The sequence below is a fragment of the Metabacillus sp. 113a genome (assembly GCF_050107635.1).
Taxonomy (GTDB): domain Bacteria; phylum Bacillota; class Bacilli; order Bacillales; family Bacillaceae; genus Metabacillus_B.
The window spans coordinates 44,224-67,661 of the sequence record NZ_JBNILJ010000008.1; the positions used below are offsets into that span (position 1 = coordinate 44,224).

Here is a 23,438-nt window from a genome sequence, read left to right on the forward strand (position 1 = left end):
TAAAGCGCTAAAGCTCCGGCACCATCTCTCCAATCCCTTGTACCGCAATGGTAAAAAAGCACTGGCCTCTGACCCGTTCTGCTTTAAAGGATGTGGGGTCCGGCACCGTGCCAGGCCCACATCCTTTAAAGCAGCGGGGGACAGAGACGATGGATGCTGAAACTAAAGGCATCAAGGGTTTGCGGAGGCGGTGCCGGAGCTTTTATCCTTTAGCGAACAGCGGGTCAGGCACGTGTCCTGCCGTCAGGCACCCGCAATATCCTCGTTCCGACCCTGCAATGCCTTGCTTTATAGCACTAAATTTTGTTATCATCAGAGTATTGTGTATGCACGATTTTATTGGAGGTGAACAGTTGATGTCACGCATTTCGACTGATCAGGTTAAGCACGTTGCGCACCTTGCCCGTCTTGCGATTACAGAAGAGGAAGCTCAGATGTTTTCGAAGCAGCTTGATGCCATTATTTCATTTGCAGAGCAGCTGAATGAGCTCGATACGGATAACGTTGAGCCGACGACTCATGTATTGGATATGAAAAACGTAATGAGAGAGGACAAGCCGGCTAAAGGTCTTCCGGTTGAGGACGTTGTGAAAAACGCTCCGGACCAGAAAGACGGATACATCCGCGTTCCGACCATTCTTGAATAAGGGAGGGAAACCTAGGTGTCATTATTTGACCATAAGATTTCCGAGTTAAAGCAGCGTTTACATAAAAAAGACATCACCGTTACGGACCTTGTTGATGAGTCCTATAAACGGATTAACGAAGTAGAAGATAAAGTACAGGCGTTCATGACGCTTGATGAAGAGCGCGCGCGTTCTTATGCAAAGCAATTGGATGAGGCAGTCGGTACACGCGATGAGTTCGGTCTCCTTTTTGGAATGCCGATCGGCGTAAAGGACAACATCGTGACGAAGGACCTTCGTACAACGTGTTCCAGTAAAATCTTAGAGAATTTCATGCCGATTTATAATGCAACGGTTGTGCAAAAGCTTCAGCAGGCAGAATCCGTTACAATCGGAAAATTAAACATGGATGAGTTCGCGATGGGTTCTTCCACAGAGAACTCTGGATTCAAGCCGACAAGAAATCCGTGGAATCTTGAAACCGTACCAGGCGGATCAAGCGGTGGTTCCGCTGCATCTGTTGCAGCAGGCGAGGTTCCGTTTTCCCTTGGATCTGACACAGGCGGTTCGATCCGTCAGCCGGCAGCATATTGCGGCGTTGTTGGATTAAAGCCTACGTATGGCCGTGTTTCCCGTTATGGGCTTGTGGCATTTGCTTCATCTTTGGACCAAATCGGCCCGATTACCCGTACCGTTGAAGACAATGCGTATCTTCTTCAAGCAATCGCTGGCGGAGACCAAATGGATACGACCTCTGCAAATGTGGATGTTCCAGACTATGTTTCTTCCTTAACAGGCGATGTTAAAGGCCTGAAAATCGCGGTTCCAAAGGAATACCTTGGCGAAGGTGTCAGTGAAGAAGCGAAAAACTCCGTGTTAGAAGCGCTTAAAGTTTTGGAAGCGCAAGGAGCGACGTGGGAAGAAGTATCGCTGCCGCATTCCAAATATGCGCTAGCGACTTATTACCTTTTAGCGTCTTCAGAGGCTTCATCCAACCTTTCCCGCTTTGACGGAATCCGCTACGGGTACCGTACAGACAATGCGGAAAACCTGATCGATCTTTACAAGCAGACCCGTGCGGAAGGCTTCGGGAACGAGGTTAAGCGCCGGATCATGCTTGGAACGTTCGCTCTTAGCTCCGGTTACTATGACGCGTACTATAAAAAGGCGCAAAAAGTGCGTACGCTCATTAAAAAAGATTTCGAAGATGTTTTTGAAAAGTACGATGTCATTGTTGGACCGACGACTCCGACTCCTGCTTTCAAAATCGGTGAAAAAACAGACGATCCGCTTACGATGTATGCGAATGATATTTTAACGATTCCGGTTAACCTTGCAGGTGTCCCTGGAATTTCCGTCCCTTGCGGATTCTCAAACGGTCTTCCGCTCGGACTTCAAATCATCGGCAAGCACTTTGACGAAAGCACCATCTACCGTGTTGCCCATGTATTTGAGCAGGCGACGGACCATCATAAAGCAAAACCTGAACTGTAAGGGGTGAGAAACGAATGAACTTTGAAACGGTGATTGGACTTGAAGTCCACGTTGAGCTTAAAACGAATTCAAAAATCTTTTCCGCTTCTCCGAACCATTTCGGAGCGGATCCGAATACGAACACTTCCGTTATCGACCTTGGATACCCCGGTGTCCTTCCGGTACTGAATAAGGAAGCTGTAAACTTCGCGATGAAGGCTGCGATGGCGCTGAACTGTGAAATCGCAACGGATACGAAGTTTGACCGTAAAAACTATTTTTATCCGGATAATCCAAAAGCGTACCAAATCTCTCAATTTGATAAGCCAATCGGCGAAAACGGCTGGATTGAAATTGAAGTAGGCGGCCAAAAGAAGAAAATCGGAATTACCCGTCTTCACCTTGAAGAGGACGCGGGTAAGCTGAACCATACGGGCGACGGCTTCTCCCTGGTTGACTTCAACCGTCAGGGTACACCGCTTGTGGAGATCGTTTCCGAGCCGGATATCCGTACGCCGGAAGAAGCGTATGCGTATCTTGAAAAATTAAAATCCATTATCCAATATACAGGTGTTTCTGACTGTAAAATGGAAGAGGGTTCTCTTCGCTGTGACGCGAACATTTCCCTTCGTCCAGTCGGTCAGGAGAAGTTCGGTACGAAAGCCGAGCTGAAAAACCTGAACTCCTTCAACTTCGTCCGCAAAGGATTGGAGCACGAGGAAAAACGCCAGGCAGAGGTGCTATTATCCGGCGGAATCATTGAGCAGGAAACTCGCCGCTTTGATGAATCCACTGGCAAAACCCTCCTGATGCGTGTAAAAGAAGGATCCGATGACTACCGCTACTTCCCGGAACCGGATCTTGTGTCTCTTTACATTGATGAAGAGTGGAAAGAACGTATCCGTGCTGAAATTCCTGAGCTTCCAGATGAGCGCAAAGCGCGCTACGTATCGGACCTTGGACTTCCTGCATACGATGCAATGGTCCTCACACTCACGAAAGAAATGTCCGACTTCTTTGAAGCAACCGTCAAAACAGGCGCTGATGCAAAACAGGCATCCAACTGGCTGATGGGAGAAGTATCAGCTTACCTGAACGCAGAGAACAAAGAGCTCGAAGATACAGCTCTTACTCCTGAAGGACTGGCAGGCATGATCAAGCTGATCGAAGCAGGTACGATTTCTTCCAAAATCGCGAAAAAAGTATTCAAAGAGCTTATCGAAAACGGCGGCGACGCTGAGAAAATCGTTAAAGACAAAGGACTTGTCCAAATCTCTGACGAAGGCGCACTCCGTAAATTCGTAAATGACGCTCTCGATGCCAATCCGCAATCAATCGAAGACTTCAAAAACGGGAAGGACCGTGCTATCGGCTTCCTCGTCGGCCAAATCATGAAAGCATCCAAAGGCCAGGCGAACCCGCCGATGGTCAACAAGCTTCTCATGGAAGAAATCAATAAACGATAAAAAATTAGCTTCCGGGGTGTTTTGCTCCGGAAGTTTTTTTGCTTATAGGAAATTTGTTGTGGTAAAAAAGAACCTATATTGTTATAATTTCTAAGGGCCGGAGTAATTCCTGTCCCTATTTTAATTTGAGGAGAGAAATATTCAGTGAAAGAATTTATTAAAAAACGCTGGCGTTATATTTTGGTAGCAGTAGTGGCGCTTGTAATTGGAAGTTCTGTTGGGCCGTCGGATACAGAATTTAATGAGGTTCAAGCTGAGAATACAGATCTTGGAAAACAGTCAATTTCAAAAGATAAACAAATTACAGAGTTAAAAGAACAGAACAAACAACTGCAAGCAAAAGTAGATGAAGCAGCACCTTTCTTTAAACTTTCAAAAGTAGAGCAGGATAATCAGATTAAAGAAGCTGAAGCTAAGGCTGCAGTTTTAGAAGAAAAAGAAGCTGAAGAAAAAGCGAAAAGAGAAGCCGAAGAAAAAGCTGCTGCTGAAGCTGAAGAAAAAAGATTAGAAGCAGAAGAAAAGAAGGGCTATGAGACAGGGATTACCTATGATCAGTTGGCGAGGACACCAGATGATTATCTGGGTGAAAAAGTTAAATTCAAAGGGAAAGTAATACAAGTTATAGAAGGAGATGGAGATACACAAATTCGTTTCGCTGTTAATGATAACTACGATACAATCCTCTTCGGTCTATTTGACTCTTCCATCGTTACTTCACGTGTCCTTGAAGATGACACGATTACCATTATGGGACTATCTACTGGTCTTTTATCTTACGAGTCAACAATGGGAGGAAATATCTCTATCCCGGGTATGACGGTTGAAAAAATCGAACAATAAATTTATTTTTCTTAGACCTCTCTTACATATTAGAGGGGTTTTTTTGTTTATATTGGTCTCTGATCCAATAATAATTACTCCTAGGGGGAAAGAATAACAGTAATAATAAAAACAACTGGAGGGATACAATTTGGACACACAGCTGTCAGGAAAACGTGCGTTAGTTACCGGCTCTACATCCGGGATCGGAAGGGCAATCGCGTTTGCTCTTGCAAAGGAGGGTGCCTCCGTCATCATCAGCGGGCGGAGCAGCAGCCGGGTGGAGGAAACGATTGAACAGATGAAGAAGCAGCTTCCGGAAGGGGATTTTCTTAAGGGAGTGGCGGATTTGGGGACTGAGGAAGGGTGCCGCAAGCTGATGGAGGAATTTCCGGAGGTGGATATTCTCGTTAATAATCTGGGGATATTTGAGCCGAAGGAGTATTTTGATATTACGGATGATGAATGGATGAAGTTTTTTGAAGTGAACATTATGAGCGGTGTCCGGCTGACCAGAACATACCTTGAGAAAATGATCGCTAAAAAAGAAGGGCGTGTCATTTTTATTGCCAGTGAAGCAGCCGTAATGCCGTCACAGGAAATGGCTCATTACAGCGCGACGAAAACGATGCAGCTCTCCATTTCGAGGAGCCTCGCAGAATTAACAGCGGGAACGAATGCTACGGTTAACACCATCATGCCGGGCTCTACCCTCACAACAGGGGTCGAGAACATGCTGGAATCCCTGTATTCGGATGAAGGGCTCTCCGTTCAGGAGGCAGAGGAAAAGTTTATGAAGGAGAACAGGCCGACTTCAATTATTCAGAGGCTGATCCGGCCGGAGGAAATTGGCCATTTTACGGTATTTCTTGCGAGTCCATTATCATCTGCGATTAACGGAGCTGCACTCAGAGCGGATGGAGGATTGGTGAGGAGTGTGTTTTAAAAAGCAAAAAGAGCGGACTGAATATGTCCGCTCTTTTCCATTCCCTTCTGTAACCTGTTATTTATCCCTCTTCATCTCTTTTTGAATTTTCTTCAGTGCTTTCTTTGATCCCCGTTCAATATCATGGGCAAGCTTTCTCGTCTGATAATCGGTGAACAGCTGATCCAAATCGTAGCCTTCCGGATACAGTTCAGCCGCTTTGAAGTTGAGCTTCAGGCGCTTATCAAGGATTTCATGCATTTCTCCCTTATAAAATACAGTCACGTTGCGGGATTTGTTCCGCTCTTTGTAAACAATCCCGGTGTCGTTGTATTCAAGGAGTGTGACTTTGTCTCCCTTTTGAAAGTCGATGACCTCTTCAGGAAGCTGACTGGCCGCTTTTGCTGGCTTCCTGATTTTGTTGTCATCCACTTTATCAAGTCGATATGCCTTATTTTCCATATAAGCTTTCGCTCGTTTGAGAACGGCATCTTTTATGTTCATTTTCCTGGAGATCCAAAGGGCATTGCTGTCTCCTGATTCCCCGATGATCAGCCGGTAGGCGGGCTCGAGCGTTTCCTGTTTAAACTGCATGGCAGCATTCATGAAGTCCGGATGCAGTTCGGAAAAGCGTTTGATTTCACCATAATGGGTCGTGGCCACTGTGATGCAGCCCATATGATAGAACTCTTCCAAGATGGAGATGGCTAAGGCGGCCCCCTCATTCGGCTCGGTTCCGCTGCCGATCTCATCGAAAAGGAGAAGGGTATGATTATTGGACTGGGTCATGATTTCCGATAAATTTTTCATATGGGAGGAAAATGTGCTCAGCGCATTTTCCAAGCTTTGATTATCGCCGATATCCGCAAAAACCCTGTCAAATACTGAAATTGCTGTACCCCTTTGTGCGGGAATATGAAATCCTGAAGCGACGGCAAGGGTGATCAGTCCAATGGTTTTCAGGACGATGGTTTTGCCGCCGGCATTAGGTCCTGTGATGACCAGGCTGCGGTAGCCGTTCCCAATTTCAAAATCAAGCGGAACGGCATGGCCGGTCAGGAGCGGATGCTTGCAATGTACAAGCCTGATGAAGCCTGTATCATTGAGTTCCGGCTCAATCCCGCGTATTTGCTGGCTGTATTTCCCTTTTGCAAACACCATATCGTACTGGCTGATCAGCTCCATATTAATGCGGATGCCAGGAAGATGATCGATAATGATTCCGGTGAGCGTCGCCAGAATCTGATATTCCTCTACTGCTTCTTCAGCCCTCAACCGTTCCAGTTCGCCGTTCAGCTTCGCCACACTGTGCGGCTCCATAAAAACGGTGGAGCCTGTAGAAGAAACTTCTACAATGGAACCGGCCACCTGATTTTTATAGGAAGCCTTTACCGGAATGGTGAACCTGTCGTTTTTCCGGCTGATAAAGGTATCCTGAAGGTATTTCCTGTTTTCACTGCTGTTCATAAATTTCGTCAGCTGGGCTTTGATTTTCTCTTCTTTTTCCTCAATTTGCTCACGGATTTTCCTTAAATTCCTGCTTGCAGAAGAATCAACTCTTCCGTTTTTGATCGCACCGTTGATTTCTTCTTCCGATTCCCTATACTCAGTCATGGATTGTGCATAAGAAGACAACACGGGCGCGAAAAATTCACGTTCCAGCATAAACCTCTTTAATTTCCGGCATCCTCTTAAAAAGTCAGACAGGCTGATTAATTCACCCGGGTTTAAAATGATCCCCTTTTCTGCTTGTTGGATAGGGCTTTCAATATTTGTAACACCGGAGAACGGAACGTGCCCGTCCGCGTCCAAAATCGAGCGGGCTTCGGATGTTTCATTTAACCGGGTCTTAGCCACTTTCATGCTTGTGGCAGGCTCCAGCTTATCCAGCAAATTTTTGCCAAGTCCACTTGTGCAATAGGATTTAATAACTTCTTTTAACTCGCTGTATTGCAATTTATCAAACGTCTCTGTATTCATTTTATAGCTCCTCATGATTATTTTTATAATCAAATGAAGATACCTTGTCAGATGGAAAGAACAAGCCAAATTTTAAACGCAAAAAAAGCTGCAGAGATCCCGCAGCTTTTCCTTCACAAGGTACAGACAAATAAACGGCATGATCCTGCCGTGCTGTCCGTTGTTTATGAAAGGTACAGGTATCTTCATAGGTTTGAAATGAACCCACAGCAAAATAAAGGGAGGAATCCCCTGTTTTTTCACTAGATTCAATTCATTAAATTCTCCTATTTAGAACCTATACACACTCACAAAAAGCACCTCTTCTATTTGTTTGCTTCATTCTATCCAATCTGAATACGACTATATTTTATTATAGGATTCGTAAATAGTAAACCTTTTATTGATTTAATCTCAATCATTAAATGATTCCTCCGTTTGTTTAATGAATAAGATTAACAGGAAAAAGAGCGGACACCAGCTGTCCGCTCTTTCTCCTATTGAGGCACGGCCACCTGCCTGTTTTTTCTCTTCGAAAAAACCAGCACCCACCAAACCAGCAAATAAACAAACCCGGCCAATACATAAACGGCCCAATGAGCACCAGTCTGAAGCGCGCTGATAAAATGCTGCCCTTCATTCATTCCTTCCAGCCGTCCAATCGAGTTGAGGAGAGCGATGGCCGGAATTGTCATGGCTGCAAGGAAGGCTGAGGCGGAGTATGCTTTGCCGTTCCGCTGTATCAGACGGAAAAGGGCAGTTCCAAGTGTGATGAGCAGGAACAGATAATAGATGATGAATACCCAGGCGGGCAATGTTGTCATATTATTTCTTCTCCTTTTTACTGCACTCCCTGCAGCCGCGCATAATCCCCATTCCGCTTCAGCAGTTCCTCATGCGTGCCTTGTTCGGCGATTCCGTTTTCCTTGAGCACGATGATCCGTTCTGCGTTCCGGATGGTCGACAGCCTATGGGCGATGACGAGGGTAGTGCGGTTTTTAGCGAGCCGTTCGAGTGAGTCTTTGACTACTTTTTCGCTTTCGTTGTCCAGGGCGCTTGTCGCTTCGTCGAAGATGACGATTGGCGGGTTTTTCAGGAAGACGCGGGCGATGCTGAGCCGTTGCTTCTGGCCGCCGGAAAGCCTTACGCCGCGCTGGCCGATGTCGGTGTCATATCCGTTCTGCAGCTTCATGATGAAGTCATGGGCATGTGCGTTTTTGGCGGCTTCGATAATTTCTTTATCTGTCGCATCACGGTTCCCGTAGCGAATGTTTTCGAGCACGGTTCCGGCAAAAAGATAGACATCCTGCTGGACAACGCCGATGTTTTTGCGCAGAGAGGCAAGGGTGATGTCTTGAATGCTGATTCCGTCAATTGTAATTAACCCTGACTGAATGTCATAAAAGCGGGGAAGGAGAGCACAAATTGTTGTTTTGCCTGCCCCTGATGGGCCGACGAGTGCTGTGTATTCTCTTGCAGCAATTTGCAGCGTAAGTCCATCAATAACGTTTGGCTGGTTTTTATCATAACGGAAGCTGACATTCCGGAATTCAATGCTTCCCCTTACATGCTCAAGCTTAACGGCCCCTGGGGAATCTTCAATCTCCGGCTTGTTATCCATCATCTCCATAAACCGTTCAAACCCTGTCATGCCCTCCTGGTAGAGAACCGCCACATGGGTCACCCTCTGAATCGGCTCAATCAGAAATCCGACATACAGCAGGAACGTGATTAAATCAGCGAGATCCAATGAGGAGTGAAAAATAGCGGTTCCTCCCGCCACAATGACTGTGATGCTGATCAGCTGGATAAACAGTTCAAAACCGTTAAAGAAATAGGCTTCATACCTGTATCCGGTTTTCCGGCTTTCCAGAAAGCGCAGATTCTCATACTCGAATTTTTCCTGCTCAAGTTTCTCATTAGTGTACGATTGGACGACACGGATTCCTGCAAGGTTATCCTCGACTTGTGCGTTTATGTCACTGATTCGGAGCTTGTTCCGCTTTAAGGCCCGATTCACTTTTTTGTTAAAATAGAGCGCATAAACAGCCATGAATGGCAAAAAGGCGAAAATAGCCAACGTCAATGAAGCGTTGATTGTCAGCAAAATGACGAAGGATCCGATGAATTTTACCGAGTATTTCAGAATATCCTCCGGTCCGTGATGGTACAATTCCGATAACCAGAAGAGGTCGTTCGTTATACTCGACATCAGCTGTCCGGTTTTCTGCCGGTCATAAAACCGGAAGGACAGGCTTTGATAATGACTGAACAGCTCAGAGCGCAAATCACTCTCCATCAATGCTCCCATCCGGTGCCCGTGATAATCCATCACAAAGTTGAAGCCTGCTTGCAAGACGGCCAGCACAAGCATTACTGCTCCTGTAAGCCAGATGTTCTGAAGTGCATTTTCGTCAATGCCTTCCAGTACATCCTTTGTGATGTATCGGGTGAGAAGCGGATAGGCCAGGGAGATCGCGGATCCAAGAACGGAACAGACCATTACCGTGGTAAATAAACGCCAATAAGGCTTGTAATAAGAAAGAAACTTCTTCAATCGGTTATTCAATTGGTTTTACCCCTTTTGTGTGCAGATTTTCACTGGCTGCACAGGCAAGGGAGTCAGTGCATTCCGGCCCCCTTGTGTGCTTGGGTCATTCCAGTCACTGCTTTTCTCATCCTGTTTCCTCCTCCAGATTTTGTTAAAATTAGCATACAGTATTTTCAGTTAATTTAGCCATAAAAAAAGAGGAGACGAATCTCCTCCTGACAACCGCACGTATTTTGCTTTCTTTTTTTTCATAATCAAGGACATCACTCCGATGATGGCATCGCTAACGCCCAATCCTTTCTATGGATTGGGATAGGTTTGTTTTAAAAAATCAACCGATTGAGAGATAAGCTTTTTTAAAACCTCTACTTGGATATCATCGATTTTGTTGATGTAGACGCATGCTTTGCCAGATGTATGCTTTCCAAAGCTTTTCAGCAGCTCTTCTCTTTTCGGATCCCCGGTAGCAAAGTAAAGGCTGATTTTTGCCTTTCTCGGTGAGAAACCGACTAGGGGAGCATCGCCTTCATGCCCGGATGCATATTTGTAATGATAGGCTCCGAAGCCGATGATGCTTGGGCCCCACATCTTGCCTTCATACCCGGTCGTTTCGGTGAAGATGTCCAGTAATTTGAAGGCGTCCTCACGCTTTTTAGGACTGTCTACATTTTCGATAAACTCGATTACGCTATTATTGGTTTCTTTCGTTTTAAGTTCGTACATACGATAAACTCCCCTCTACGCATAGAGATCATTTTCTTCAGTATACCGGTTTCCAGATGGTGCTTCCCTCTTTGTTTCCAATCATTCAACCATCCCAGCCGCCAAATCCCCAAATACCCTTACATCCGCGAGGTAATCAAACTCCGGGCTTTGCCCTGACTGATTCAGCATCCGCACCGCGACCGCATTGTATTTGGGCATGACAAGACAAATACAGCCGCTGATGCCGAGCAGCTGATAGGACCCGGCGGGAGTATTGGAACCAAGTTCATGGTCCGGGAAATCCTTCTCCTTCACCCACCAGAAAAACCCTTGCCTCGCAAATCCTGCAGGAAGTATTTCCGGACTTTGGACAGCTGTCATCTGCTTAAAAAGAGCAGGGGTCAGGATTTGCTTCCCTTGAGCATTTCCCTCGTTTAAAAACAGATTTCCCCACCAGGCCAGGTTCCGTGTACTGCAATACAGGTTGCTTTGGCTGCCGTCGGTCACGCTGTGCTGCGTATTTTTCATGGGGTTGGATACGTCCCGGTCCCCTTCTTCAGCTATCCATCCGCTTTCCTTGGTCCCCGTTACCGAAAACACTTCATCATGAAGGATCTGGGCGATGGTTTTCCCCGTTGTCAGACGGATCAGCTTAACTAATAAATCCACTCCCGTATTATTATAAGACCAGCTTTCTCCGGGAAGAAACGTGCGAACGATGCGGCTGTCCTTTTCAGCGAGACCGTGGGTATGGGTAACCAAGTTCCGGATGGAGGTGCCTTTCACCGCTTGGAGATCAGGGAAAAACCCGCCAAGTTCCTGATCTATGTGTTTTATTTTCCCTTTCGATAACGCCCAGGCGAGCGCAAAGCCTATATAAGCTTTTCGGATAGAGGCGATATTGAACCGGGAATCCGGCTGCACCGGTCTGGAATGATGTCCGTAATCATGAATGCCGCTGTAAGATTCATAAACGACTTTATTCTCCTGTAAAACCATACAGCTGAGTCCGGTAGCGTTCAGCTGTGTTTTTGATTGTTGATTGTGAACCTCCATTGGATGCACAAAAACCCCCTCCTTTTTCCATTATAAAGGACAGGGCAGAGGGTGAAAGGCACTTTTAATTAGCTGCCGAATAATTTTTACCCGGAGGCGGGGTCTTTTTTCCAATGCTTTCTCATCACCAGACACATGAGACCGATAATGACGGCAAAAAGCAGACTGATGAAAAATCCGGAGCGGCCGATTTTTTCAAGCAGGGTTCCGGCGACGGCGGCAGCTATCAAAACGATGCCTGCTGCAGCGATCAGCTTTTCCCATAAGGAAAGCTTCAATATTTTTAAGGACGACAGGATAATGAATGACCAGTTGTAAAGGAGCATAATCCCGGCCGCTGTTGTAATGTACTCATAAATTTTTCCCGGAAGGAGGAGGGAGGCAATGATGGAAGCGAGCATCCCGGCAACGGCCAGCCCGAGAGACGGGACAGGCAATTTCCGTTTGCCTTTCGTTGTTTTTGAAAAAAACTTTGGTGCATCCCCGTCCTCTCCGAGCGTTACAAGCAGAGTGGTAACGCCGAACAGGGCGGCTGTAAGTGTAGAAAAGCCCGCAATAATGATGGCTGCATTGAAAACGTGCGGGAAAAAGGAAAGATCGTAGCCGCTGAGAGCCGTCACAAACGGGCTCTCTTTTTCGTTAAAGGCACCTATAGATGCCATGCTGACGGCGAGTGCTAAAGAGGCTATATAAATAGCGGTCAGCAAAATCAGCATCACAGAGCCTGCTTTCGGGGCATCTTCTTTTTTCTTCAATTGCATAGCCATCAGCCCGATTACTTCAATGCCTCCAAAAGCGTAGAATGCATAGATGAGAGACGATCCAAAGCCTTGCCACCCCTCAGGAAAAAGCCGGTCCTGCGAAAGCGGCAGCGACGGATTAGGAGCATTGCCAGGAATCCAGCCGGCGATGGCGGCGGCCGCCAGAATGATGAACATGATAATGGCTGCCACTTTTGCAATGGCCATAATGTTTTCCACCCGGTCAAAGCCCTTTGTTCCTCCGAGCACAACAAGAATGGAGAGAATGGCATATCCGGAAGCGAACAGCCAGATCGGGACATTCGGGAACCAGAAGCGGGAGAGGATGGACAGGGCAGTGAGCTGGCTGCCCATGATTAATATATTTGACGTCCAGTAATTCCAGCCGCAGCTGAAGCCTGCCCAGCGGCCGAACGCTTTCCCGGCGTAATAGCAAAACGATCCCTTTTGAGGATCCTGTGCGGTCATTTGTGCAAGCAGATGATAAACGATATAGGTGCCGAGCGCCGCAAGAAGAAACGAAAAGATAATTGAAGCACCAGTTGCTTTTATGCCGATGGCGGAGCCGAGAAAATATCCGGTCCCGATTGTGCAGCCGATCCCAATGAGGGAGAGCTGCCACCACTTAAGCTGTTCTTCTTTCTTTTGTTCTGCCATATTCATTCCCCCAGTCTATTCGTATTTTTGACAGGGGGAGGCGATATTATGTGAAAAGAATAAAGGCCTCATAGCCAAAATAAAGGCCGAATCCGATCAGAGATAAGCCGGACAGGCAGGTGATAGCCTGTAGCGTGCGGTCATTCAAAAATCCACGTGCAAAGCTCGAAAAAAAAGCCATGGAAATGTCCCATAACAGCAAACCCAGCAGAATGGAACCACTGTATATGAGCAGTTCTGTACTCTCATAGGCCGAAGCGGTTTTTGCCAGAACGGATCCATATATGCCAATCCAGAACATGATCGTTAGAGGATTGGTCAGCGCCATGAAAAAACCGGTCAAATAGGACTTTTTTAAAGAGCATGGCTTTGCCTTCCGCAGCTCCATGCTTTTCCTTGCCTGAAGGAGACTTTCTATGCCGGTGTAGACGAGAATAAAAAAACCGAACAGCCATAGGAAGGCTTTGACGACCGGGATTTCGATAAACTGCACGAGCCCCATAAAAACAGCCAGCATATAAAGCACATCCGCGGTAATGGATCCGAGCCCGATCAGCCAGGAATGCCAGAACCCTTTATTGAAGCCTCTCTCAATCTGAGCGGCATTGATCGGCCCGATTGGCGCTGCGAGAGAAATGCCGAGCAGGATATGGCTGATGAACGTATTCATGCTTCCTCTCCTTCTGTGTTTTCTCTATATGTATTCAAAGGCTGTCCAAATATCCCTGAAAAAGAAAGGCCATAACCCGGATCGGTTATGGCAAGCGTTAATCCTCAAGCGATTCCATTGTTTGCTGAAGATGGACAAGCCGCTCGGAAGCAAGGCTTAGGCGGTGTTGCTGTTCATCGTTCAGTTCAAGCGTCTTCGTATAGGCGATGTGGTCCTTTGCAATGTGCAGGCGCTGGACGGCCTGCTGGAACTCGGCCGATCCCGGATGGCCCTGCGCCTCCAGTACAGCCTCTTCGGCATGCCTTAATGCATGCATCGTGTCTTCAAACACTGCCATTCCTCCTTCTGTACCATAGCCTTAGCTTTTACCTGAAGCATGGCTGCCTATTCCGGAATCTATTCCTGCTAACGTAACGAATGGAAACAGGTAAAGGAACTGGTCGTAGCCTCGCCATGGCATTAATCAGCTTCTCCCCCATAAATGGAGAAATCGTTTGATCAGTGACCACATCCGTAAGAAGCTTTAACGGTATGAAGCGGGCTTCAGCTGAATAAACTGTCGTTGGCGTCATCTGACTTAAGCGAAAGGGGAATGGGCATGTATCCTTATTATCCCTACTACAGCAGCAAGCTGGAATGTGAAGTAAAACCGCTTACGTTTCCGCCTCAGGCCCAGGCTCAGCAGCCAGGGTTTGAATATGCCATGAACCCGAGGCCGATCTCTGAAAACCCGGATGATAAGGGAAGCGGGAAGCTGAAGGATAAAATCGCCATTATCAGCGGAGGAGACAGCGGAATTGGGAGAGCGGCGGCCTATGCCTTTGCAAAGGAAGGGGCAAGCCTTGTCATCCCTTATTTAAACGAACATCGGGACGCAGAGGAGACAAAGGAGCGGATTGAAGAAATCGGCGGAAAATGCCTGCTAATTCCGGGAGACCTCTCCGAAGAAAACACAAATGAAAAAGTGGCAGCCCAGGCACTCAAAACATTTGGGAAAATTGACATCGTCGTTAATAATCTGGCTGTCCAATACCCTCAGGAAGACTTTTCAGCTATAACAGCCAAGCAATTTGACCGCACGTTCAAAACGAATATCTACTCCTATTTTTATATGACAAAAGCGGCTGTCCCCCACCTTAAGCCGGGTGCCTCCATCATCAACACCGCCTCGGTAACTGCTTATGAAGGGAACAAAGAGCTGATTGACTATTCGGCAGCAAAAGGGGCCATCGTCTCCTTCACCCGATCCCTCGCCCTTAATCTGATTCCTAAAGGCATCCGGGTCAACAGCATCTCTCCAGGCCCAGTCTGGACCCCGCTCATCGTTTCAAGCTACGGTGCGGAAAAGGTAAGCCGTTTCGGATTGCAGTCTGCTTCCAAACGGGCAGCCCAGCCGTTTGAGCTGGCTGGTGCCTATGTCTACCTCGCAAGTGATGACTCAAGGTATGTGACGGGTGAAGCCATGCATGTGAACGGCGGGCAAATGATGACAACCTGATTCTGGTTTGTAAATCGGAAGTGTTGGCATAAGCCTATTAGGGTACTGATAGATAATAGACCAAAAAGGAGACAGTAATTATGGCGCGAAAACCAATTATAGGCATTACAGGCTCACAGAAAGATGTAAACGGGATTGATCATTCGTTTGTTCACTCCAAGTATCCGGAAGCAGTCCTGAGAGCAGGCGGGATCCCCATTATTCTGCCTATTGGAACGGACGAAGCAGCCGAAGCATGGGTGAACATGATTGATGGCCTGCTGTTAAGCGGGGGAGAAGACGTGGATCCTCAGTCATACGGGGCCAATCCTCATCCGGAACTCGGCAAAACAATTCTCGAACGGGATGAAACAGAGATTGCCCTTGTAAAGGCAGCTGAAAAAGAAAGGCTTCCGATTTTTGCAATCTGCCGTGGTATTGCCTCTTTGAATACAGCTCTTGGAGGGACCCTTACCCAGGATATTCACAGCCAGCTTAATGATGGAATTAAGCACCATCAGGACGGCTCAAGAATCAATGCCTCCCATGACTGCGAGGTCGAAGAAGGAAGCAGGCTTCACCGCATTCTTGGCGATACGAGAGTCAGCATCAACAGCATGCACCACCAGGCACTTGCGCATGTCGCTGACAATCTGAAGGTGGTCGCCCGTGCACCGGACGGGGTGATTGAAGCAGTTGAAGGCACCGAGGCTGACTGGTCTGTTCTTGCGGTTCAGTGGCATCCGGAAGAAATGGCTGTTAAATATGAAAATATGCAGCGGCTCTTTGATGTTTTTGTGGAAGAATGTACAGAAGAAGAAGCGGTTCAATCGTAAAAAGCGGGCTTTGGCCCGTTTTTTTTGTGTTCAGGTTCGGGGTGCCAGTCCCGCAGTGCTTTAACGCATTCGGGGTCAGAGGCTTACAGCCGTGGTCTCTAGTGCTGGAAGGGTTACAGGATGTGGTGCCGGATCTTTAATACAGCAGTGGAAGTGGGGCCAGACCCGCGATATAACGGAACCATTTTTTACCTTAAATTAACATGTTATAGCCTTCTGACATGGTACGATATAGAAAAAAAGAAGGTGTTGCCTCCCATGTTCCCGATCCTGTTGGGGATCCATATTGCAGCCGGAGTCATTTGCCTGTTTACCGGTCTGATCGCGATGCTTTCACAAAAAAGAAAAGGCAGGCATACATGGTCCGGTGAGATTTACCACGGAGCTTTTGTAATCATTTTTCTTACCTCCATCACGATGGCAGTTCTGCATTGGGAAGAGAGCGCATATCTGTTTTACATTGGTTTTTTCTCGTATTCGTTCGCCATTATCGGATATCTTGCCGTCAAAAGAAAGTGGAAGAACTGGCTGCTGTATCACATTAGCGGAATGCTTGGCTCTTATATTGCCGTCATAACAGCGGTGCTCGTCGTAAATGCCCCAAAAATTTCTTTTTTGCATGGGGTCCCTATTCTCTTTATCTGGTTTCTGCCAACCATCGTCGGAAGCCTCCTTATCGCCCTCGTCAACCGCAAGCATGTCCGTAAAAAAGCATCAGCCGCCAGCTGATGCTTTTACTCCTCCATCACTTCAACCCCAAAGCTCCGCGCCGGTCCATTCATCATAATTTTAACAATGCTCTGAGCCATGTAGGCAGGGGAATGGCTCATTCCGTTCTGGAGCCACCACGTCATCATGCCGTGGCAGGCGGAGGAAATGAAGGTGATGACAAGGTCCTTCGGGAGATGCATCTGTTCCTCCGGCAGGCCGGCTTTCGTAAATTCCGAGTCAAATTTTGTCCGGATCATGGAGAGCATGTTCCGGGAAAATTCCAGACTCCCGTTGCTGCCGAGCATGGCCTGGAAAAAATCTGCATGGGCAGAGATCGCTTCAAAGACAGATTGAATGGAGGTTTCTACATTTTTGGGATGCATTTTTCCGCCTACGAGATGGGTGGACGGGTTAATGTTGCCGATTACATCCTGAAACACTTCATCCGTCAGCCGTTCGAGCAGGTCATATTTGTCCTGATAATGCAGGTAAAACGTGCCGCGGTTGATCATCGCTTTGGCAGTGATATCATGAATGGTCATAGCTTCAAAGCCTTTCTCTCTTACAAGCTGGATGAATGCATCCCGGATGGACCTTCTCGTCCGGATAATGCGCAGATCAGTTTTAAATTCCATCATATCCCTCCAAAAATAAATCAACAATTGCAGATGAAATGTTGTTTATAGGTCATTGCATCCTGTATTGCGCATTGTATGAACCTTTTTTCTAGAATACCATAGTTGTTGTACAGATTGTTAAATAAACAACAGATTGTCTATTAGATTGGAGGTTCAACAATGAAGACTGTCAAAACGTACTTTACTCAGAAAATGTTCTGGGGTGGGCTTGCCGGACTTGCAGCAGCAGCACTTATTTTTACTTTTGCTTTTATGGGATCGAATGTTAATCCGGCCCCGAAGGATCTCCCTGTTGCGCTCGTGATGAAGGACCAGGGTGTACAGCTCCCAAATGGCCAGAAACTTGAGATCGGAAAGCTCATGCAGGAAAAAGTAACGGGAAACAAAGATCTCCCGATTAAATGGACTGTATTGGACAGCGAAAGAGAAGCAAAAGAGAAACTCGATGACCGGGCGTACTATGCAGCGCTGATCATTCCGGCAGAATTCTCTGAACATGCAGCTTCTCTTCAGTCACCGGAACCCGTCCAGGCAGAAGCAAAACTGCTCGTTAATCAGGGAAAGAATCTGAATGCTGCAAACAGCGTGGCGGCGATCATGGATAAAGTATTCACAGGAGTGAACAAAGAAATAAGCGGGCAGATGCTTGCTCAGATGAAAGCTCAAAAGGTGATGCTCGCCCCTGACCAAGTTCAGCAGGCGGCTGAACGGATTTCGTTGAATTCAGAGAACGTGAATGCGGTAGGAGACAATAATGCCGGGGGGAATTCACCGGGGATGATGACGCAAATCCTTTGGCTTACAACGATTATCAGTTCGATCGTTATTTATCTAGGTCTGAAAAAGGCTTCGGGCGGAAGGATCACGCTATCTTCCCTGGCAGCCCAGCTTGCAGCTGGTTTCATTTTTGTAAGCTTGAATTCTTTTATCATCCTCTGGATTGCTACAGGTCTGCTTGGATTGGAGGTTCCGGATTTCGGAGAAACATACGGCTTCATGATTTTCACCGCCTTCATGTTTTTCCTGATGCAGGGCGCTCTGCTCAACTGGATTGGCTTTGGGGCGATGCCGGTTTTAATCCTGCTGTTCTTCTTTTCGAGTCCGGTTTTGAATATGCCGCCGGAATTTCTTCCGGAAGCAACGCGGACGTGGCTCCTGTCCTGGATTCCGTTTACACATAGTGTGGAAGGGTTCAAAACCCTGTTTTTCTTCGAAGGCAATGGTTTTGAAGAGCAGCGCTGGATCCTCGGTATGATTGGTCTCGGTTCCTTTGCGGTTATGGCGGTTTCCACAGCAAAAGGATTGGTGAAAAAGGAAAGCGCACGGCAGGAACCGGCCGAAATGAAATAAAGACCTTATTCCTGATGCTTATTGTGATACCCTTAAGGCAACGAAAGGGGAGATCAAAATGAATGAGCTGATGGCGAAACAGTTTACCATGACGAGAGGCTGGTTTCTCAAAATTGCCAGCGAGACGAAGGATGCTGCGGATGTTCAGCCGAAAGGATTCAGAAATACGATTCGGTGGCACATCGGCCATACACTGACAACAGCTGAGCTTCTTTTGTTCCATCCTCCGGCCATCCCTTCAGAGTACAAGGACTGGTTTGGCGGGGGAACAAGTCCGGAAAACTGGCCTCAGGAAGTGCCATCCTCTGATGAACTAATCAGCAAGCTCAGAGAACAGCTTCCGCGGATTCTTACTATTCCCGATGAGGAGCTCATGGAGAAGATGGAAAAACCGTTCTTTGAAATGGAAACAGCGGGAGAACTAGCCGCCTTTGTGCTGACTCATGAAGCCCTGCATATGGGGAAAATCGAAGAAATGAAGCGTGTCATCGACTTTCAAAAACTCTAAGAAAAAAGTTAACATCTTTTGACCCGTGCCGATAAAATAAGTGAAAAGGCTGAAAGAAAGCCGGCCCCTTAGAGACAGTCATTTCTGCGAAGGTCACCCATTCATCCTACTCCTCAAAACCAGGACAGCAGCCCGACCCGGCCTGCTGTCTTTCTTTTCCCAAAATGGTTTCGTAAACCAGTTTTTGGGGGATTTTATAGGGACGGGCTAATTGAAGGTCTGCATCAAAAGTGGTAGACTGAATAAAGCGAATTTAACGGAAATTAGAATACAAGCATAGGATGATGGAGAATGAAGAGAGCGAGAATTATTTACAATCCGACCTCCGGAAGGGAAGCGTTTAAACGGCATCTGCCGGAGGTTCTGGCGAAGTTTGAAAATGCAGGCTATGAGACTTCCTGCCATGCGACGACGTGCGAAGGGGATGCGACGGATGCTGCAAAGCTTGCAGCGGAACGCGGTTTTGACCTGATTGTCGCAGCGGGCGGCGACGGAACGGTGAACGAGGTTGTGAACGGAATAGCCCGTTTTGATAAACGTCCACAGCTCGGCATTATCCCGGTTGGCACAACAAACGACTTCGCACGGGCCATTGCTCTCCCGCTGAATGATGTGCTTGCAGCTGCAGATATGCTTGTGAGCGGGGTTGCAGTTCCAATTGATATCGGCCGGGTAAACGATGGGTTTTTTATTAATATCGCCGGCGGCGGCAAGCTGACTGAGCTCACGTATGAGGTGCCGAGCAAGCTGAAGACAATGCTTGGACAGCTTGCTTATTACCTTAAGGGCATGGAAATGCTGCCATCCATCCGGCCAACCGAAGTGGAGATTGAGTATGACGGAAAATTATTCCAGGGGGAAGTAATGCTGTTCCTCTGCTCCCTCACTAATTCTGTAGGCGGATTCGAAAAGCTCGCACCGGACTCCAAGCTGAATGACGGTCTTTTTGATCTCCTCATCCTGAAAAAAGCCAACCTGGCTGAATTTGTACGGGTGGCCTCCCTTGCACTGCGGGGAGAGCATATGAACGATGAGCACGTCATTTATACAAAAGCGAGCCGTGTGAAAGTAACAACAAAGGATAAAATGCAGCTGAACCTTGATGGAGAGTACGGCGGTCTCCTGCCGGCTGAGTTTGAAAACCTGTACCGCCATCTCGACATCGTCATGTCGAAGGAAAAAGCAGACGAAATGTCGCAGGAGGACGCGAAAGAAGAGGAAGAGAACGTGAACGAAGGACCGCTCGACAAGCGGGAGATGCAGGAAGAGGACCAATAGAGAATTTAAGCGTGTGCTGAGGCACACGCTTTTTATTGAATGCTTAATTAAAATAGGGTTTAGCGAATTTTGTCGAAAAGTAAATATATTAAAAGTACGGACAATAAAATGAGGAGATAGGACAATAAAATAAAAGTACGGACAATAAGTTGAGAGGCTAGGACAATAAAACAAAAGTATGGACAATATCCTGCCCATCGGCCCTCAAAACAGCTTTAAAAACATCAAAAACAGCCTTATAAGAGCTCCGGCTTGGTGAATGAGGTCTAAACGGGCCTCCAGGGCGAACGCATTCTTGACTTCTAGTTCGAAAGGAAAGCTGCATTCCATGTTATTTTCCAGACAAGGATCCATTGTCGAAACAGCGCCTTAGCGGAACAGCAGGTGATATTCAGGGCAGTGACAGGCTTCTTTATTTCCAAACTGCCAACAGCGACCCTTTCACCCTCTTTAATCCGGCAAATTAAAAGCTGAAGAATCACCAGCTGACCTTAAAAATGAATGGGAAGCTGGTCTACATGGATTTACGAGGGAACCCGCAATCATCTATCTGAGAATACCAGACGGATACATTGCTAATTCCGATTCAGAGCAGGATCTGGTTAAGCTTAAAAATTAGTGAAATACGATTATCTGGTTACAATGCCGATATTATTCTGGGATTCTAAAACGGCCACTCACTGCTCCTTCAATAACTCCAGAATCTCTCTCATCTGTACAAGGTCCCTCGGTGTTTCCTCATCTTCTTTTTCTGCTTTGTTAAGAGGAGAAAGAAAATGCTCGTATGCTTTTGCGAACTCTACCAGGAATACATCTGCGGGGAAGGATGTTTCTTCGATGGTCGCAAGAGAGGCGGAGGGCATCTTTTTAATGTCTACCCGTGCCCGATCCTCACTGAAGCGGAAGACGACGGAATGGTCAGACTCCACCCCAAATGGCGTTACCTCAAATGACTCAAATTTGCGGATCAGCTTCATTGCTACATCATATAGAATGTTTTTCGAAACCTCGGTTAAAAACTGGACCGATTTTCCATTGTATGTAAACACGAACCGCGTGTCGCTGTTCAGGTAATGAATAAACTGATCTCCCTCTGTCAGACTGTCTGCACCCAATGCCTCAATACTAATCACTGAACCCACTCCTCTGCTACTGGTTAGGTATATTATACCAAACCTCATATTACAGCAGAGTTTCAATTCGGTAACATGCTAAAAAATTTGAATGAACCTGCCTATGCATTTATCTAGAGACCGCCTGCAGGTAAGGCATTTGGATTAAGTTGATTGGAATGGCGTGCATGCCTCGACCTCCAAAGCAGAGTGCATAATGCACATACCGTAAGGCGTTTATTAAGAGTAAGATGCAAAACCTCATTTAACCGGTCATCCATATTATGGTGACGGGTGTCTCATAACGGCTCGGCTATGCTGTGCTTCGGCAGCAGAACTGGCGATGCTGCATTACGCTGATGTTTCCCTTCTGAATATGATAAAATTGAGAAAGCATACTTTGAAAAGGACGAGAATAATGCCTAAAACAGAAGTACCCGTACAGAAGAATGAATTTTACGATGTGACCTTTGAAGATCTGACCCACGAAGGAGCCGGAGTGGCGAAGGTTCAGGGGTTTCCTATATTTGTGCAGAACGTTCTCCCTGGAGAGCGCGCCAAAATCAAAATCATTAAGGTGAAAAAAGGCTTTGCCTTCGGACGTTTGATGGAATTGACGGAGGAGAGCCCGGAACGGGTCGAGGCTCCATGCCCGATCTACAAGGAGTGCGGCGGCTGCCAGCTGCAGCATCTGAGCTATAAAGGCCAGCTCGATTTCAAGCGCAAGCAGGTCGAAAACGTCCTCAGCCGGATCGGCAAGCTGGATCTTGACCGGGTAACGGTCCATCCGACTCTCGGCATGAACGACCCGTGGAATTACCGCAACAAAGCCCAGGTTCCGGTCGGCGAGCGGGAAGGCGGACTCGTTGCCGGCTTCTACCAGCAGCGTTCCCATGAAATCATCGATATGCAGAAATGCCTCATCCAGCAGGCGGAAAACGATGACGTCGTCCAGGCGGTCAAAGAAATCTGCAGCCGCCGCGGCATCCGGGCTTATAGGGAAGATACCCACAAAGGCTGGCTCCGCCACATCATGGTCCGCTACGGCCAGGTGAGCGGGGAAATGATGGTCGTCTTTGTGACAAAAACAAACCACTTCCCGCATAAAAACGAAATCATCGAAGAAATTACAAGCCGGTTCGGACAGGTGAAATCGATCGTCCAAAACATCAACAATAAACTCACGAACGTCATCTTCGGCGATGAAACAAACGTCCTCTGGGGCGAAGAATACATTTACGACAGCATCGGTGACATCCGCTTCGCCATCTCGGCAAGGTCGTTCTACCAGGTCAACCCGGAGCAAACGAAGGTGCTTTACGACAAAGCACTGGAATATGCTGAGCTTACAGGCGAAGAAACCGTCATCGACGCTTACTGCGGTATCGGAACGATCTCCCTGTTCCTCGCCCAGAAAGCGAAAAAGGTATACGGTGTCGAAATCGTCCCCGAAGCCATTGAAGACGCCAAACGCAACGCGGAACTGAACGGACTGAGCAACGCAGAATTTGGTGTCGGAGAAGCGGAAGTCGTCATCCCGAACTGGTACAAGAAGGGCATCAAAGCGGACACAATTGTCGTCGATCCGCCGCGTAAAGGCTGCGACGAAGCCCTGCTGAAAACCATTCTGGATATGAAGCCAAAGCGGGTGGTCTACGTAAGCTGCAATCCAGGAACACTTGCGAGAGACCTGCAGGTGCTCGAACAGGGAGGCTATGAGACGGTTGAAGTCCAGCCGGTCGATATGTTCCCGCAGACGATGCATTGTGAAGCGGTTGCGAAGATTGTTTTAAAAGAGGAAGCAGACGCCTGATTTTTGGCGGCACACCGGTAACGAATGACCGGTGTGCCGCTTTTTTT

At 47.3% G+C, this 23,438-nt stretch carries 22 protein-coding genes; 12 read left to right on the forward strand and 10 right to left on the reverse strand.

Translation table 11 applies throughout. The annotated features are described in order from the left end of the window. The first annotated feature begins 356 nt into the window (after positions 1 to 356). From gatC to ACQCVE_RS12905, 5 genes are all read left to right on the forward strand, one after another. Positions 357 to 647, forward strand: a complete 291-nt coding sequence (gatC, locus tag ACQCVE_RS12885; protein WP_035407683.1) for an Asp-tRNA(Asn)/Glu-tRNA(Gln) amidotransferase subunit GatC — start codon at positions 357 to 359, stop codon at positions 645 to 647. A 15-nt stretch (positions 648 to 662) separates the two neighbouring features. Next, positions 663 to 2,120, forward strand: coding sequence for an Asp-tRNA(Asn)/Glu-tRNA(Gln) amidotransferase subunit GatA (gatA, locus tag ACQCVE_RS12890; RefSeq protein ID WP_426844865.1), 1,458 nt, complete (start codon positions 663 to 665; stop codon positions 2,118 to 2,120). A gap of 14 nt (positions 2,121 to 2,134) precedes the next feature. Continuing rightward, entirely contained in the window at positions 2,135 to 3,565 is a 1,431-nt protein-coding gene (gatB, locus tag ACQCVE_RS12895) for an Asp-tRNA(Asn)/Glu-tRNA(Gln) amidotransferase subunit GatB (RefSeq protein WP_426844864.1), read from the forward strand. A 144-nt stretch (positions 3,566 to 3,709) separates the two neighbouring features. Beyond that, the gene (locus tag ACQCVE_RS12900) at positions 3,710 to 4,405 is read left to right on the forward strand and encodes a toxin regulator (RefSeq protein WP_426863054.1); all 696 of its coding nucleotides are present in this window, start codon (positions 3,710 to 3,712) and stop codon (positions 4,403 to 4,405) included. Between the two features lie 130 nt (positions 4,406 to 4,535). After that, positions 4,536 to 5,330, forward strand: a complete 795-nt coding sequence (locus ACQCVE_RS12905) for an SDR family NAD(P)-dependent oxidoreductase (protein WP_426863055.1) — start codon at positions 4,536 to 4,538, stop codon at positions 5,328 to 5,330. 57 nt (positions 5,331 to 5,387) lie between these two features. On the opposite strand, the gene ACQCVE_RS12910 is transcribed toward ACQCVE_RS12905, so the two are convergent. The 8 genes from ACQCVE_RS12910 to ACQCVE_RS12945 form a co-directional block, all read right to left on the reverse strand. Then, entirely contained in the window at positions 5,388 to 7,289 is a 1,902-nt protein-coding gene (locus ACQCVE_RS12910) for an endonuclease MutS2 (RefSeq protein WP_426844861.1), read from the reverse strand. Positions 7,290 to 7,765: 476 nt separating this feature from the next. Then, on the reverse strand, positions 7,766 to 8,092 hold the full coding sequence (locus ACQCVE_RS12915; protein WP_426844860.1) for a hypothetical protein: 327 nt from the start codon (positions 8,090 to 8,092) through the stop codon (positions 7,766 to 7,768). A 17-nt stretch (positions 8,093 to 8,109) separates the two neighbouring features. Further along, a complete protein-coding gene (locus ACQCVE_RS12920) occupies positions 8,110 to 9,837 on the reverse strand; it encodes an ABC transporter ATP-binding protein (RefSeq protein ID WP_426863056.1) in 1,728 nt (575 codons plus the stop codon). 282 nt (positions 9,838 to 10,119) lie between these two features. Beyond that, positions 10,120 to 10,542 (reverse strand): DUF1801 domain-containing protein, encoded by a 423-nt coding sequence (locus ACQCVE_RS12925; protein ID WP_426844858.1) that lies wholly within the window; start codon positions 10,540 to 10,542, stop codon positions 10,120 to 10,122. Between the two features lie 81 nt (positions 10,543 to 10,623). Next, positions 10,624 to 11,580: a serine hydrolase domain-containing protein gene (locus ACQCVE_RS12930; RefSeq protein WP_426863093.1), complete on the reverse strand. Its 957-nt coding sequence runs from the start codon at positions 11,578 to 11,580 to the stop codon at positions 10,624 to 10,626. 86 nt (positions 11,581 to 11,666) lie between these two features. Beyond that, the gene (locus tag ACQCVE_RS12935) at positions 11,667 to 13,004 is read right to left on the reverse strand and encodes an amino acid permease (RefSeq protein ID WP_426863057.1); all 1,338 of its coding nucleotides are present in this window, start codon (positions 13,002 to 13,004) and stop codon (positions 11,667 to 11,669) included. 40 nt (positions 13,005 to 13,044) lie between these two features. Beyond that, positions 13,045 to 13,668 carry a LysE family transporter gene (locus ACQCVE_RS12940; protein ID WP_426844856.1) on the reverse strand — a complete coding sequence of 208 codons (624 nt, stop codon included), beginning with the start codon at positions 13,666 to 13,668 and terminating at the stop codon, positions 13,045 to 13,047. Between the two features lie 97 nt (positions 13,669 to 13,765). Next, positions 13,766 to 13,999, reverse strand: coding sequence for a hypothetical protein (locus ACQCVE_RS12945; protein ID WP_426844855.1), 234 nt, complete (start codon positions 13,997 to 13,999; stop codon positions 13,766 to 13,768). Between the two features lie 267 nt (positions 14,000 to 14,266). On the opposite strand from ACQCVE_RS12945, the gene ACQCVE_RS12950 reads away from it, so the two are divergent. The 3 genes from ACQCVE_RS12950 (at position 14,267) to ACQCVE_RS12960 (ending at position 16,710) form a co-directional block, all read left to right on the forward strand. Beyond that, positions 14,267 to 15,166: an SDR family oxidoreductase gene (locus ACQCVE_RS12950; RefSeq protein ID WP_426863058.1), complete on the forward strand. Its 900-nt coding sequence runs from the start codon at positions 14,267 to 14,269 to the stop codon at positions 15,164 to 15,166. An 80-nt stretch (positions 15,167 to 15,246) separates the two neighbouring features. After that, positions 15,247 to 15,981: a gamma-glutamyl-gamma-aminobutyrate hydrolase family protein gene (locus ACQCVE_RS12955; RefSeq protein WP_426863059.1), complete on the forward strand. Its 735-nt coding sequence runs from the start codon at positions 15,247 to 15,249 to the stop codon at positions 15,979 to 15,981. 258 nt (positions 15,982 to 16,239) lie between these two features. Further along, on the forward strand, positions 16,240 to 16,710 hold the full coding sequence (locus ACQCVE_RS12960) for a DUF2306 domain-containing protein (RefSeq protein WP_426863060.1): 471 nt from the start codon (positions 16,240 to 16,242) through the stop codon (positions 16,708 to 16,710). A 5-nt stretch (positions 16,711 to 16,715) separates the two neighbouring features. On the opposite strand, the gene ACQCVE_RS12965 is transcribed toward ACQCVE_RS12960, so the two are convergent. Continuing rightward, entirely contained in the window at positions 16,716 to 17,327 is a 612-nt protein-coding gene (locus tag ACQCVE_RS12965; RefSeq protein WP_426863061.1) for a TetR/AcrR family transcriptional regulator, read from the reverse strand. A gap of 162 nt (positions 17,328 to 17,489) precedes the next feature. On the opposite strand from ACQCVE_RS12965, the gene ACQCVE_RS12970 reads away from it, so the two are divergent. The 3 genes from ACQCVE_RS12970 to ACQCVE_RS12980 all read left to right on the forward strand — a co-directional run bounded on the left by ACQCVE_RS12970 (position 17,490) and on the right by ACQCVE_RS12980 (position 20,466). Further along, positions 17,490 to 18,680 carry a YhgE/Pip domain-containing protein gene (locus ACQCVE_RS12970; protein ID WP_426863062.1) on the forward strand — a complete coding sequence of 397 codons (1,191 nt, stop codon included), beginning with the start codon at positions 17,490 to 17,492 and terminating at the stop codon, positions 18,678 to 18,680. A 58-nt stretch (positions 18,681 to 18,738) separates the two neighbouring features. Then, entirely contained in the window at positions 18,739 to 19,188 is a 450-nt protein-coding gene (locus ACQCVE_RS12975) for a DinB family protein (protein ID WP_426863063.1), read from the forward strand. Between the two features lie 291 nt (positions 19,189 to 19,479). Further along, the gene (locus tag ACQCVE_RS12980) at positions 19,480 to 20,466 is read left to right on the forward strand and encodes a diacylglycerol kinase (protein WP_426844849.1); all 987 of its coding nucleotides are present in this window, start codon (positions 19,480 to 19,482) and stop codon (positions 20,464 to 20,466) included. A 677-nt stretch (positions 20,467 to 21,143) separates the two neighbouring features. Here ACQCVE_RS12980 and ACQCVE_RS12985 read toward each other — a convergent pair. Then, entirely contained in the window at positions 21,144 to 21,599 is a 456-nt protein-coding gene (locus ACQCVE_RS12985) for a hypothetical protein (protein WP_426844848.1), read from the reverse strand. A 397-nt stretch (positions 21,600 to 21,996) separates the two neighbouring features. On the opposite strand from ACQCVE_RS12985, the gene rlmD reads away from it, so the two are divergent. After that, a complete protein-coding gene (gene rlmD, locus ACQCVE_RS12990) occupies positions 21,997 to 23,391 on the forward strand; it encodes a 23S rRNA (uracil(1939)-C(5))-methyltransferase RlmD (protein ID WP_426863064.1) in 1,395 nt (464 codons plus the stop codon). Positions 23,392 to 23,438 lie beyond the last annotated feature (47 nt).